This is a genomic window from Cognatilysobacter tabacisoli, from assembly GCF_003586305.1.
Lineage (GTDB): Bacteria > Pseudomonadota > Gammaproteobacteria > Xanthomonadales > Xanthomonadaceae > Cognatilysobacter_A > Cognatilysobacter_A tabacisoli.
Genome location: NZ_KZ987400.1, coordinates 936,263 through 949,063 on the forward strand (window position 1 = coordinate 936,263; position 12,801 = coordinate 949,063).

Here is a 12,801-nt window from a genome sequence, read left to right on the forward strand (position 1 = left end):
GCGACGGTGGTGGAACGCGGCGCCGTGGGGGGCGACCGCCGCGTCCGGGATGTACCGGTGTGTACGCGGCTCAGGCCGCGACGGCTTCAACCGTCGCGGTCGGGGCCGACGCCGCTGCCGGCGCGGAGGTGCGGATCAGGTGGTCGAACGCGGCCAGCGCGGCGGTCGAGCCGGCGCCCATCGCGATGACGATCTGCTTGAACGGGACGGTCGTGGCGTCGCCGGCGGCGAAGACGCCCGGCGCGGACGTCTGGCCGCGGTCGTCGATCAGGATCTCGCCGCGGTTGCTGAGCTCGACCGCGCCCTTGAGCCACTCGGTGTTCGGCAGCAGGCCGATCTGCACGAAGATGCCCTCGAGCGCGACCGTGTGCGTATCGCCGCTGGTGCGGTCGCGGTAGACCAGGCCGTTGACCTTGTGGCCGTCGCCGAGCACCTCGGTGGTCTGCGCGCTGGTCAGGACGGTCACGTTCGGCAGGCTGCGCAGCTTGCGCTGCAGCACTTCGTCGGCGCGCAGCCGCACGTCGAACTCGATCAGCGTCACGTGGCCGACGATGCCGGCCAGGTCGATCGCCGCCTCGACGCCGGAGTTGCCGCCGCCGATGACGGCCACGCGCTTGCCCTTGAACAGCGGGCCGTCGCAGTGCGGGCAGTAGGCGACGCCCTTGTTGCGGTACTGGTCTTCGCCGGGGACGTTCATCTGCCGCCAGCGCGCGCCGGTGGCGAGGATCACGGTCCGCGCCTTCAGCGCGGCGCCGTTGGCCAGCTGCACCTCGTGCAGGCCGCCGGGCTGGCGCGACGGCACCAGCTTCTCGGCGCGCTGCAGGTGCATCACGTCGACGTCGTATTCGAGCACGTGCTGCTCGAGCGCCGCCGCCAGCTGCGGGCCCTCGGTGTGGCGCACCGAGATGAAGTTCTCGATGCCGAGGGTGTCGAGCACCTGGCCGCCGAACCGCTCGCTCGCCACGCCGGTGCGGATGCCCTTGCGCGCGGCGTAGATGGCCGCCGCGGCGCCGGCGGGGCCGCCGCCGACGATCAGCACGTCGAACGGCTCCTTGGCCGCGATCTTCGCCGCATCGCGCTGGGCCGAGCCGGTGTCGATCTTCGCGACGATCTGCTCCAGGCTCATGCGCCCCTGGCCGAACACCTGGCCGTTGAGGTAGATCGTCGGCACGGCCATCACCTGGCGCGCCTCGACCTCGTCCTGGAACAGCGCGCCGTCGATCGCGACGTGGCGGATGCGAGGATTGACCACGCTCATCAGGTTCAGCGCCTGCACCACGTCGGGGCAGTTCTGGCACGACTGCGAGAAATACGTCTCGAACGACAGCTCTCCGCCGTGCGACGCGGCGTCGAGCGCGCGCACCTGCTCTAGCGTTTCCTGCGCGGCCTTCGACGGGTGGCCGCCGACCTGCAGCAGCGCGAGCACCAGCGAGGTGAACTCGTGGCCCATCGGGATGCCGGCGAAGCGCACGCCGACGTCGGTGCCGGTGCGGCGGATCTCGAACGAGGGGCGGCGCGCATCGTCGTCGCGGCGCACGTACGTAATGCGGTCGGACAGCGCGGCGATCTGGCGCAGCAGCGCCTCGAGCTCGCGCGACTTCTCGCCGTCGTCGAGCGAGGCCGCCAGCTCGATCGGCTGCGTGACCTTCTCGAGGTAGGCCTTCAACTGGGTCTGCAGGTCGTCGGTCAGCATGGCAACTCCGGAAAGGGTGAGCGGCGCGTCGCCCGGGGCCGGGAGAGGGCGGCCGAGGGCGCCGCGACGCTCGCAACAGGGGCCGGAACCGCCCGGGGAGTGGCGGCTCCGGCGACGACGGGTGAGGGAACCCGTCGGGTCCTGGCGCGCGGCGCGCGCCAGTTCGGTGCGGCCGGACCCCCAGGGCCCGGCCCGTGCAGCGGTTTAGATCTTGCCGACCAGGTCCAGCGACGGCGCCAGGGTCTTCTCGCCTTCCTTCCACTTGGCCGGGCACACCTCGCCCGGGTGGGCGGCGACGTACTGGGCGGCCTTGAGCTTGCGCAGCGTCTCGGTGATGTCGCGGGCGATCGCGTTGTCGTGGATCTCGAGCGTCTTGATCACGCCATCCGGGTTGACGACGAAGGTGCCGCGCAGGGCCAGGCCCTCCTCGTCGATGTGCACGCCGAACGCGCGCGTCAGGCGGTGGGTCGGGTCGCCGACCAGCGGGAACTGGGCCTTGCCGACGGCCGGCGAGGTCTCGTGCCACACCTTGTGCGAGAAGTGGGTGTCGGTGGTGACGATGTAGACCTCGGCGCCGAGCTTCTGGAACTCCGCGTAGTTGTTGGCGGCGTCCTCGACCTCGGTCGGGCAGTTGAAGGTGAAGGCCGCGGGCATGAAGACCACGACCGACCACTTGCCGCGCAGGTCGGCCTCGGTCACTTCGATGAATTCGCCGGCACGGTAGGCGGTGGCCTTGAACGGCGGGACCGGGGTGTTGATCAGGGACATGCGTTTCCTCGAGAGGAGTGGAAGAAGGGGTTGGATCGATACGGAGCGGATGTCCGCACCCGTCGATCACTTGGGACGGAATGGTAGGCCCAGACTATCGATCCATCAAGGTGATCTATGTGATCGATACGATAGTTGGAGGCTATCGTAATGCCCGAACGACGGTGCGGATCCGTGCAGGCCAGATCCAGACCGATCCCGCCTCAGCGGCGCACGAAGTCCAGCACCGCGGGCAGCACCGCCGGCGCGAGGCGGGGGTCGAAAAGGCCCGCCACCGTCGCGGCGTGGCCGGCCCCGGGCAGCAGCAGCGCTTCGGCGTCGCCGCCGGCCGCCCGCAGCTTCGCGGCCAGCTCGGTGCTGTCGCGCGCTTCGACGACCCGGTCGTCGGCCCCATGGACGAGCAGGAACGGCGGCTCGTCGCCATCGACGAAATTGATCGCCTGCGCCCGCGGCCACTGCTCCTGCGGGCCGAACACCGCGCGGTAGCGCCCGGTGATCGCGAAGTCGTACGGGCCGGACAGCCCGATCACCCCGGCGAGCGCGGCCGGGTCCAGCCCGTGGGCGCGCAGGTAGCGTCGGTCGGTCGCCAGCAGCGCCGCGATCTGCGCACCGGCCGAGTGGCCGGCCAGGTACAGCCTCGACGGGTCGCCGCCGTGCCGGCCGGCGTGGGCGCGGGCCCACGCCACCGCGCGCGCGGCGTCGTCCATGAAGCCTGGGAACGCGGCCTGCGGGTAGGTGCGGTAGTCGGCGACGATCGCCAGCACGCCGCGCTCGGCCAGGGCGCGTCCGACGAACCGGTACTGCGCCCGCGCGCCGTCGCGCCAGCCACCGCCGTAGAAGAACACCACTGTCGGCGCGGGCCCGTTGGCGCCGCGCGGTTCGAACACGTCGAGGGCGAGGGCGTGCTCCGGCGCGTAGACGACGCTCGCCTCGGGCGGCGCGGCGCCGGCGTTGGCGACCGCAAAGGCGAGCGTGCCGCAGCCCCCGAGCGACGCCGCGAGCGCGAGGGCAGTGAGGGCGCGCGCGAGGTGGGTGGCCGCGCGTCGCGTACGATGTCGACAGGTTTTGATCATTTATCAGTCACTTACGACGCCATGACGCGACTGGATGCACTGCTGCGCGACGCCCGGCCGCGGCTCGACGCCGGCGAGGCCGAGGCCCTGCTCGCGCACGCGCTCGGTCGCACCCCGGCGTGGCTGTACGCGCACGGCGACGCCGCGCTCGATGCCGACACGGTCCAGCGCTTCGGCGCGCTTGTCGCGCGGCGCGAGGCCGGCGAGCCGGTGGCCTACCTCACCGGCGAGCGCGGCTTCTGGCGCTTCGGCCTGCGCGTCACCGCGGACACGCTGATCCCGCGCCCGGAAACCGAACGCCTGGTCGAGCTGGCGCTTGACCGGCTGCCGCCCGCCGCGCCCGCGCGCGTTGCCGACCTCGGCACCGGCAGCGGCGCGATCGCGCTGGCGATCGCCTCCGAGCGACCCGTGGCGCAGGTCGTCGCGACCGACCTCAGCGACGCCGCGCTGGACGTCGCCCGCGACAACGCGCAGCGGCTCGGCGTCGGCAACGTGACCTTCCGCGCGGGTCGCTGGTACGCGGCGCTGGACGGCGAGCGCTTCGACCTGATCGCCAGCAACCCGCCCTACATCGCCGACGGCGATGCCCACCTCGGGCAGGGCGACCTGCGCTTCGAACCGCGCGGCGCGCTCGCATCCGGCGCGGACGGGCTGGACGACCTGCGTCAGATCGCCGCCGGCGCACGCGACCACCTGCGGTCCGGCGGGTGGCTGCTGGTCGAACACGGCTGGGACCAGGGCGACGCCGTGCGCGCGCTGTTCGCGGCCGCGGGACTGGTCGACGTCGCGACCGCGCCCGATCTCGAGCACCGCGACCGCGTGACGCTCGGGCGCGCGCCGTAGCGCGATCGGCATCGCGCGTCGCGTGACGGGGATCGCGTGGCCGCCGCTACACTCGCCGCCTGCCCACCGCGAGGCCCCGCCATGCGCACGCTCTACCCCGAGATCCAGCCGTTCGACGTCGGCACGCTGCAGGTCGACGACCGTCACACGCTGTACTACGAGCAGTGCGGCAACCCCGACGGCGAGCCGGTGGTGATCCTCCACGGCGGTCCCGGCGGCGGCTGCAGCGACAAGATGCGGCGCTTCCACGACCCGGCCCACTACCGGATCGTGCTGTTCGACCAGCGCGGCAGCGGGCGCTCGACGCCGCACGCGGATCTCGTCGACAACACCACGTGGCACCTGGTCGCCGACATCGAGACGCTGCGCGAGAAGCTCGACATCGACCGCTGGCAGGTGTTCGGCGGCTCGTGGGGCTCGACGCTCGCGCTGGCCTACGCGCAGACGCACCCCGAGCGCGTCGCGTCGCTGGTCCTGCGCGGCATCTTCATGCTGCGCCGCTGGGAGCTGGAGTGGTTCTACCAGGAAGGTGCGTCGCGGCTGTTCCCCGATGCGTGGGAGCACTACCTCGCCGCGATCCCGCCGGTCGAGCGCCACGACCTGATCAGCGCGTTCCACCGGCGCCTGACCAGCGACGACGAGGCCACGCGGCTGGCCGCGGCCAAGGCGTGGAGCGTGTGGGAAGGCGCGACCAGCTTCCTCCACATGGACGCCGACTTCGCCAAGAGCCACGAGGACCCGCGCTTCGCGCTGGCGTTCGCGCGGATCGAGAACCACTACTTCGTCAACGCCGGCTTCTTCGACGCCGACGACCAGTTGCTGCGCGACGCGCATCGCATCGCGCACATCCCCGGGGTGATCGTGCACGGCCGCTATGACGTGGTCTGCCCGGTGGCCAACGCCTGGGACCTCCACAAGGCGTGGCCGAAGGCCGAGCTGGTGATCACGCCGGCGTCGGGGCACTCCGCGTTCGAGCCGGAGAACGTCGACGCGCTGGTCAGCGCGACCGACCGCTTCCGCGCCGCCTGACGGCGCATGACGATCGCGCGGCTGCACGCGGCCGCGCGATCGGACACCTGCCGGGCAACGACCGGCGGCCCCGCCTGCGATTTATCGTGCGCTGCAGCACCGTCGCGCGCCGCGCGGCGTGCACACTGCATACGTATTCACGCCGCGCCGCGTGGGAGCGGCCCGCAGAATCGGGCGCTTCGAGGGCCGGCGCATCCGTCGCCGGCAAGGGGAGAACGCAATGAGTCCAGTGGACGCGTCCAGCGCCATCGAACAGCACACCACCACGCGCGTCGTGTTGATCGCCTGCGCCGCCGCGCTCGGCGGATTCCTGTTCGGCTTCGACACTGCGGTGATCAACGGCGCGGTCGAGGCGATCCGCAGCGACTTCAAGCTGGATGCGACGCTGATCGGCTTCGCGGTCTCGTGCGCGCTGCTGGGTTCGGCGCTCGGTGCGTGGTACGCCGGGCCGGTCGCCGACCGCTACGGTCGCGTGCGGACGATGCAGATCGCCGCGGTGATGCTGGCCGTCAGCGCGCTCGGTTCCGGCCTCGTCATCGGGGTGTGGGACCTGATCGCGTGGCGGTTCATCGGCGGCATGGGCGTGGGCGTCGCGTCGGTCATCGCGCCGGCGTACATCGCCGAGGTCTCGCCGGCGCACGTGCGCGGGCGGCTGGGTTCGCTGCAGCAGCTGGCGATCGTGATCGGCATCTTCGTCGCGCTCGCGTCCGACGCGTGGCTGGCCGGCGCAGCCGGCGGCGCCGCGGAGCCGCTGTGGGGCGGGCTTGCCGCGTGGCGCTGGATGTTCCTGGTGGCCGTGGTGCCGGCGGTGATCTACGGCCTGCTGGTGCTCGGCGTGCCCGAGTCGCCGCGCTACCTGGTGGCGAAGGGCGCGCATGCGGCAGCCGCTGGCGTGCTGCGCCAGGTGCTCGGCCTGCGCGACGACGCATCGGCGCAGCGCAAGGTCGCGGAGATCGAGGCCAGCCTGCAGACGGAGACCCGTCCGCGCCTGCGCGACCTGCGCGCGCCGGGTGGCGGCCTGCTGCCGGTCGTGTGGATCGGCATCCTGCTGTCGGTGTTCCAGCAGTTCGTCGGCATCAACGTGATCTTCTACTACTCGTCGACGCTGTGGCAGTCGGTCGGCTTCAGCGAGGCCGACTCGTTCACCATCACCGTCGCGACGTCGATCGTGAACGTGCTGGTGACGCTGGTCGCGATCGCGCTGGTCGACCGCATCGGCCGCAAGCCGCTGCTGGTCATCGGTTCGGCCGGCATGGCGGTGACGCTCGCGGTGATGGCGTGGTGTTTCTCGCAGGCCACCGGCACCGGGGCCGACGTGCAGCTGCCGGAAAGCATCGGCCCGGTCGCGCTGATCGCCGCGAACCTCTACGTCGTGTTCTTCGGCGTCAGCTGGGGTCCGGTGGTGTGGGTGCTGCTGGGCGAGATGTTTCCGAACCGGATCCGCGCGATCGCGCTCGCGGTGGCCGCCGCGGCGCAGTGGCTGGCGAATTTCGCCATCACCGCGACGTTCCCGAAACTCGCCGAGATCGGCCTGACCTTCGCCTACGGCCTGTACGCGGCGTTCGCGGCCGTGTCGCTGTGGTTCGTGGTCGTCGCCGTGCGCGAGACGCGCGGCGTCGAACTCGAGGACATGCGCAACTGACGCCGCCGTGCCGCGCCGGCCCGGGAACGGGGCGGGGCCGAATGCGACACCGGCGAAGGCGGCCCAGGCCGCAGCGTGCTGGATGAAGGCGGCCTAGGCCGCCTTTGTTCCGTCCGGGTTGTGGTCGACCATCCACAGCCCGGCCCAGAGCTTGAGGTCGAGCTCGTAGCCCTCGGCGTGCTTGCGCATCAGCCAGGCCGGCGCATGGGCGCGCGGTACGCGGTGAACGGTGATGTCCTCGCCGTCGACGCCGCCGCCGTCGCCGACCCGGACCAGGCCGGTGGCGCGGACGAACGCGATGCGCTCGCTGCTCATGCCCGACGAGGTCGGCCCGACCAGCAGCACCTCGGCCCGCGCCGGGCGCCATCCGGTTTCCTCGGCCAGCTCGCGCGTGGCCGCGCTTTCGAGCGTGTCGGCATCGTGGTCGTCGCCGACCAGCCCGGCCGGCATCTCGATCGTGCGGCGGCCCAGCGGCACGCGGTACTGCTCGACGAACAGCACCTCGTCGTCCGGCGTCACCGCGATGATGATCACCGCCATGCCGTTGCCGTGGGTGCGCTCGGCGTACTCCCAGCGGCCGTTGCGGACCAGCCGCAGCCACTGGCCTTCGTAAAGGGTCTCGATCGTGTCGGCGGCGGGCGTGGGTTCGGTCGGCACGGGCGCGCTCCTGCAGGGAGCGCCGATGCTACGCGCTGGCTGCGGCCGCCGCGAAGTCCAGCCCGGCCGCGTCGAACAGGCGGCGCCGGGTCATTGGCCCGAAGCGGATCGCCTCGCACAGCCGCATCAACGCCGACGCTTCGGGTCGCGCGCGGACCAGCCGTGCGTCGATGTCGACCGGCGCATCGAGCGCGATCAGCGTCAGCCGCCGGCACAGCAGCGCCTGCTCGCGATGCTCGCGCAGCCGGGCCGCCGCGCTGGCGGCGCCGCGCAGGCGCAGGTACGGCACCTCGTCGATCCGCGCGAGCAGCGCGTCGAGCGTGCCGAAGTGCGCCAGCAGCGCCGCCGCGGTCTTCGCGCCGATGCCGGGCACGCCGGGGATGTTGTCGACCGCGTCACCGCACAGCGCCAGGTAGTCGGCGATCTGGTGCGCGTGCACGCCGTGGCGGTCCGCCACGCCGGCCGCGCCCCAGCGCTGGTTGCGCGCGTAGTCCCATTGCTCGTCGTGGTCGCCGAGCAGCTGCGACAGGTCCTTGTCCGCCGACACGATCACGCCGCGGAAGCCGTGCGCGCGCATCGCCGCCAGCGCGCTGCCGATCAGGTCGTCGGCCTCGAAGCGCGCGTCGGCCAGCACCGGCAGGCCGAGCGCCGCGCACAGCGCCTTGCAGTGGGCGAACTGGCGGCGAAGTTCGTCCGGCGCCGGCTCCCGGTTGGCCTTGTAGGCCGGGTAGATCTCGTTGCGGAAGCACGAGTCCAGCGCCTCGTCGAACGCGACGGCGACGTGCTGCGGCCGGGCGCGGTCGAGCAGTTCGAGCAGGAAGCGGGCGAAGCCGTGCACGGCATTGACCGGCCAGCCGTCGGCATCGCTGAACTCGTTCGGCATCGAGTGCCAGGCCCGGAACACGTACAGGCTGGCATCGACGAGGTAGACCGGGGTCGGCGCCGGTCCGGTCACGGCGCCCACGCCGTCAGCAGGTCGGCCGGATCGGGTCGCTCGCGCTCGGGCGGATCGAGCCGCGGCGTGCCCAGGTGGACGAAGCCGACCACGCGTTCGTGCTCGCCCAGCCCGAGCCAGCCGGCGACGACCGGGTCGTACGCGGCCCAGCCGGTCAGCCAGCAGCCGCGGAAGCCCGCCGCCTGCGCAGCCTGAAGCAGCGCGAAGCAGACGCAGCCGGCGGTCAGCAGGCGTTCCTGCTCGGGGATCTTCTCGTCCGGCCCGAGCCGCGCGACGACGGTGACCACCAGCGGGGCGTGGGTGAAGCGCAGGCGGTCCTTCTCGACCGCCGCATCGCCGGCATCGGGCACGCGCTCGCGGCTGCGACGCGCCAGCCGCTCGCCGAAGGCGTGGCGCGCGTCCCCGCTCAGGGTCACGAACCGGAACGGCACCCGCTTGCCGTGGTCGGGCACCCGCACCGCCGTGCGCAGCAGGCGCAGCAGGGTCGCCTCGTCCGGGCCCGGCGCCTCGAGCTGCACGTTCGGCACGGAACGGCGCCGGTCCAGCGCCGCCAGTGCGCGGTCGAGCGGGGTGGCGGGCAGGGGAGCAGCGTCAGCAGAAACGGGCATGAATCACATTTTCGAACGTAGGGTCACGACCTGACGTATCTTGCCACTATGCTGCGGACAGCCGGCCAAATGCGCGAAAACGCGTCACCTCGCCGGGCGTCACTTGACTGGGGAATTCACCGTGGCCGTCCAACCGCTCGGCGCAGAGCAGCCCATGCGTACTGATCCCGTCCGCGTGCTCGAGGAAATCAAGCGGCTCGCGGTCGAGCAGCTCGGTGCCGTGCCGGCAGGTCTGTACGCGCCGATCGCCGAGATGCTGCACGAGTCGTCGATGCGCTCCGGCCTGCCGGGTGGCCGCCGGCTCGACGAGCAGGCCCTGATGTTGATGCGTCAGCACAGCGCCACGTACACGATGCGCTTCCGCCAGCTGATCGCGCAGGGCTTCGACGATTTCCGCGCGCTGCGCATCCGTCACGCCGGCGACCTGCCGCTGGGCCTGGTCGCCGAGAACCAGCTGCAGTTCCACCTGGCGGGCCAGCGCCTGGCCGAGGCGATCGAGCAGCGCTACGCCAAGCCGCTCGAGCAGATGACCCAGAGCCTCGAGCTGCTGTCGGGCGCCCTCGACGTGCCGCAGGCGAGCAACCCGATCGGCGCAAACCGACTCGCCGCGGCGTTCATCGAGACGTTCCGCGACGTCAACATGCCCGACACCCTGCAGCCGCTCGTGTTCCGCCAGTACGAGCAGGAACTGGCGCGGGTGCTCGGCGACCTCTACAACCGCGCCACCGCGCTGCTGGCCAGCTGCGGCTACGGAGCCGCGCCGACGGCGCCGAAGAAGCCGCTGCCGCCGCAGCCGCGCTTCGACGCCGACGTGCCGCGCTACGATCCGTCGAACGAGCTGGTCCCGACGATCCAGCGCCCGCCGCGCACCGATCCGGCCGCAGCGGCCGCGATGCAGGACCTGCGCCACCAGCTGCACGCGTGGCGCACGAGCCTGGCCCCCGAGGATGGGAAGCACGCCCCGCAGCAGCGACTGGCCCCGCGCCGCGAAATGCGCAACGACGAGGTGGTCACGATCACCTCGCTGTTGCAGCCCGAACCGCCGGACGCGTATGCCCGCGCGCTGGCCGGCACCGGCGTGCTGGCCGACGCGATCCGCGACCACCTGGTCGACGGCGCGCGCCGGCTCGGATTGAACCCCGACCAGACCCGGCTGAGCACCGACCAGGAAGACGCGATCGACCTGGTCGCGCTGATGTTCGAATCCCTGTTCAAGAGCTACGCCCTGCTGGAGCGCGCCCGCAGGCTGTACGCGCGGCTGGTGCTGCCGTACGTCAAGGCGGCGATGCTCGACACCAGCCTGTTCGTGCAGCGCGAGCACCCCGCGCGCAAGCTGCTCGACGCGATCACCGAAGCCTGCGAGGGCAACGCGGCGGCGACCCCGCAGGACCGCGAGCTTCTCGAGCGGGCCGCCGCGGTGTCGCAGCGCGTGGTCGCCGACTTCAACCAGGACCTGGCCGTCTTCACCCTCGCGCACGCCGAGCTCGAGGACCTGCTCGCGCAGCAGCGCAAGCGGGTCGAGCTGCAGGAAGCGCGCGCGGCCAAGGCGACGTTCGGCCGCGAGCGCCTCGGCGAGGCGCGCGAGCGCGCCGACCAGGTGCTCGAGCCGCTGTTCGAGGCGCCGCTGGCGCCCGAAGTCGGCGACTTCCTCGCCGGCTCGTGGCGCCACCACGTCGTGCAGACGCTGCTGCGCGAAGGCGCCGATGCGGGCCGTCAGGCCGACGTCGTGTCGCTCGGCGCGGCGCTGGCCGAGGCTGACCGCATCTCCCGCAGCGGCCGCGGCGCCGAGCTCGCCGACCGCCTGCTCGCGCTCGAGCCGGCCATCACCGAATGCCTGGTCAGCTCCGGCCTCGACCACAACGCGGCGATGCAGGGCTTCACCACGCTGGTGCGCGCGCTCGCGTTCCCGGACACGCCGCGCGAAGTGCATCCGATGCCGCCGGCCGCCGCCAGCGACGCCGGCCCCGAGGACGCCACGCTGTGGCTGGCCGGCGGGACCGCGACCATCGACCACGACCCCGAGCTGGCCGCGCGCATGCGCCGCCTGCTGCCGGGCGACTGGCTGCGGCTGATGGACCCGAACGGCGAGTCGCTCGCGGCGAAGGTGGCGTGGATCAGCCCGCTGACGTCGCGCTTCCTGCTGGTCAACCGCCGCGGCATGCGCGTGCTGGTGGCCTCGGCCGAGGAGCTCGCGGCGCTCGCGCAGGCCGGTCGGCTGGTGGTCGGCGCCGAAAGCACGCCGTGCGACGAGGCGATGCGCCAAGTGCGCAACCGGCTCGACCGCGTCGCTGGCCAGTCCTGATCGCCCCGGCGTCTCCCGCCACCTGACGCCGCGCGCCGCCATCGCCGCGGCGCACCCCTTTGGTTACGATGCCCGCAACTCGGTGGGAGCGTGGGCATGACAGACAACGCGGCGGCGCCAGTCACGATCACCGTCGCCCGCGAGCACGCGCCCGGAGAGCGGCGCGTGGCCGCCACCCCGGAAACCTGCCGCAAGCTGATCGCGCTCGGCGCCGATGTGCGCGTAGCGCGCGGTGCAGGGCTCGGCGCCGGCTTCGTCGACGACGCCTACGCGCAGGCCGGTGCGCGACTGGTCGACGACGATGCGCAGGCGCTGCGCGACGCCGACATCGTGCTGTGCGTGCAGCCGCCCGCGGCGGATGTACTTGCGACGCTGAAGCTCGGCGCCACCCTGGTCGGCGTGCTCGCGCCGCACGCGGACGCGGCCCGCGCCGATGCGATCCGTGCGCGCGGCCTGGTGGCGTTTCCGCTCGAGCGCCTGCCGCGGACGACCCGTGCGCAGGCGATGGACGTGCTCAGCTCGCAGGCCGGCATGGCCGGCTACAAGGCGGTGCTGATCGCGGCGACGCGCGCGCCGCGCTTCTTCCCGATGCTCACCACGGCGGCCGGCACGATTCGCCCGTCGCGCGTGCTGATCGTCGGCGCGGGCGTGGCCGGCCTGCAGGCGGTGGCCACCGCCAAGCGCCTGGGCGCACAGGTCGAGGGCTTCGACGTGCGACCGGAAACGCGCGAGCAGATCGAATCGCTCGGCGGCAAGTTCGTCGACCTGGGCGTCAGCGCCGCGGGCGAGGGCGGCTACGCGCGCGCGCTGACCGACGAGGAGCGCGCCGAACAGCAGCGCCGGCTCGGCGAGCACGTGCGCAACATCGACGTGATCGTGTGCACCGCCGCAGTGCCGGGGCGTCCCGCGCCGAAGATCATCACCGCGTCGATGGTGGCCGGCATGAAGCCCGGCAGCGTGATCGTCGACCTGGCCGCGGAAACCGGCGGCAACTGCGAACTGACCCGGCCGGGCGAAACGATCGAGCACGGCGGCGTCGTGATCGACGGGCCGTTGAACCTCGCCAGCAGCGGCGCAGTGCACGCCAGCGAGATGTACGCCCGCAACGTGCTCAATTTCGTCAGCCTGTTCGTCAAGGACGGGGCGCTGGCGTTCGACTGGAACGACGAACTGCTCGCCCGCACCGTCTGGCCGGAGCGCGAGGCCGCGGCGGCCTGATGCGAGCGCGGCG

At 72.5% G+C, this 12,801-nt stretch carries 11 protein-coding genes; 5 read left to right on the forward strand and 6 right to left on the reverse strand.

Annotation, left to right across the window (positions count from 1 at the left end):
- Positions 1–70: 70 nt before the first annotated feature.
- The 3 genes from ahpF to D3A60_RS04205 form a co-directional block, all read right to left on the reverse strand.
- Positions 71–1,693, reverse strand: a complete 1,623-nt coding sequence (gene ahpF, locus D3A60_RS04195; RefSeq protein WP_119717417.1) for an alkyl hydroperoxide reductase subunit F — start codon at positions 1,691–1,693, stop codon at positions 71–73.
- A gap of 204 nt (positions 1,694–1,897) precedes the next feature.
- Positions 1,898–2,461 carry an alkyl hydroperoxide reductase subunit C gene (ahpC, locus tag D3A60_RS04200; protein WP_119717418.1) on the reverse strand — a complete coding sequence of 188 codons (564 nt, stop codon included), beginning with the start codon at positions 2,459–2,461 and terminating at the stop codon, positions 1,898–1,900.
- A 203-nt stretch (positions 2,462–2,664) separates the two neighbouring features.
- Positions 2,665–3,534, reverse strand: coding sequence for an alpha/beta hydrolase (locus tag D3A60_RS04205; protein WP_119717419.1), 870 nt, complete (start codon positions 3,532–3,534; stop codon positions 2,665–2,667).
- 21 nt (positions 3,535–3,555) lie between these two features.
- Here D3A60_RS04205 and prmC point away from each other — a divergent pair, with 21 nt between their 5' ends.
- The 3 genes from prmC (at position 3,556) to D3A60_RS04220 (ending at position 7,048) form a co-directional block, all read left to right on the forward strand.
- The gene (gene prmC / locus D3A60_RS04210) at positions 3,556–4,377 is read left to right on the forward strand and encodes a peptide chain release factor N(5)-glutamine methyltransferase (RefSeq protein WP_119717420.1); all 822 of its coding nucleotides are present in this window, start codon (positions 3,556–3,558) and stop codon (positions 4,375–4,377) included.
- 81 nt (positions 4,378–4,458) lie between these two features.
- A complete protein-coding gene (pip, locus tag D3A60_RS04215) occupies positions 4,459–5,406 on the forward strand; it encodes a prolyl aminopeptidase (RefSeq protein WP_119717421.1) in 948 nt (315 codons plus the stop codon).
- A gap of 220 nt (positions 5,407–5,626) precedes the next feature.
- Positions 5,627–7,048 (forward strand): sugar porter family MFS transporter, encoded by a 1,422-nt coding sequence (locus D3A60_RS04220; RefSeq protein WP_119717422.1) that lies wholly within the window; start codon positions 5,627–5,629, stop codon positions 7,046–7,048.
- Positions 7,049–7,141: 93 nt separating this feature from the next.
- Here D3A60_RS04220 and D3A60_RS04225 read toward each other — a convergent pair whose 3' ends face one another.
- From D3A60_RS04225 to D3A60_RS14680, 3 genes are read right to left on the reverse strand one after another with little or no spacing between them, the layout of a single operon-like run.
- Positions 7,142–7,705 (reverse strand): NUDIX hydrolase, encoded by a 564-nt coding sequence (locus D3A60_RS04225; protein WP_231120385.1) that lies wholly within the window; start codon positions 7,703–7,705, stop codon positions 7,142–7,144.
- 28 nt (positions 7,706–7,733) lie between these two features.
- The gene (locus D3A60_RS04230; RefSeq protein WP_231120386.1) at positions 7,734–8,669 is read right to left on the reverse strand and encodes a 5'-3' exonuclease; all 936 of its coding nucleotides are present in this window, start codon (positions 8,667–8,669) and stop codon (positions 7,734–7,736) included.
- Positions 8,657–9,268, reverse strand: coding sequence for a nitroreductase family protein (locus D3A60_RS14680; protein WP_119717424.1), 612 nt, complete (start codon positions 9,266–9,268; stop codon positions 8,657–8,659). Before D3A60_RS14680 ends, D3A60_RS04230 begins: the two co-directional genes overlap by 13 nt.
- A gap of 154 nt (positions 9,269–9,422) precedes the next feature.
- Here D3A60_RS14680 and D3A60_RS04240 point away from each other — a divergent pair, with 154 nt between their 5' ends.
- On the forward strand, positions 9,423–11,570 hold the full coding sequence (locus D3A60_RS04240) for a DUF1631 family protein (RefSeq protein ID WP_119717425.1): 2,148 nt from the start codon (positions 9,423–9,425) through the stop codon (positions 11,568–11,570).
- A gap of 96 nt (positions 11,571–11,666) precedes the next feature.
- The gene (locus tag D3A60_RS04245; RefSeq protein ID WP_119717426.1) at positions 11,667–12,788 is read left to right on the forward strand and encodes an NAD(P) transhydrogenase subunit alpha; all 1,122 of its coding nucleotides are present in this window, start codon (positions 11,667–11,669) and stop codon (positions 12,786–12,788) included.
- Positions 12,789–12,801 lie beyond the last annotated feature (13 nt).

Bases quoted from the DNA above. Each gene is read 5' to 3' on its own strand.
- ahpF (WP_119717417.1), bottom strand. From the start codon at position 1,693: ATGCTGACCGACGACCTGCAGACCCAGTTGAAGGCCTACCTCGAGAAG.
- ahpC (WP_119717418.1), bottom strand. From the start codon at position 2,461: ATGTCCCTGATCAACACCCCGGTCCCGCCGTTCAAGGCCACCGCCTAC.
- D3A60_RS04205 (WP_119717419.1), bottom strand. From the start codon at position 3,534: ATGATCAAAACCTGTCGACATCGTACGCGACGCGCGGCCACCCACCTC.
- prmC (WP_119717420.1), top strand. From the start codon at position 3,556: ATGACGCGACTGGATGCACTGCTGCGCGACGCCCGGCCGCGGCTCGAC.
- pip (WP_119717421.1), top strand. From the start codon at position 4,459: ATGCGCACGCTCTACCCCGAGATCCAGCCGTTCGACGTCGGCACGCTG.
- D3A60_RS04220 (WP_119717422.1), top strand. From the start codon at position 5,627: ATGAGTCCAGTGGACGCGTCCAGCGCCATCGAACAGCACACCACCACG.
- D3A60_RS14680 (WP_119717424.1), bottom strand. From the start codon at position 9,268: ATGCCCGTTTCTGCTGACGCTGCTCCCCTGCCCGCCACCCCGCTCGAC.
- D3A60_RS04240 (WP_119717425.1), top strand. From the start codon at position 9,423: ATGCGTACTGATCCCGTCCGCGTGCTCGAGGAAATCAAGCGGCTCGCG.
- D3A60_RS04245 (WP_119717426.1), top strand. From the start codon at position 11,667: ATGACAGACAACGCGGCGGCGCCAGTCACGATCACCGTCGCCCGCGAG.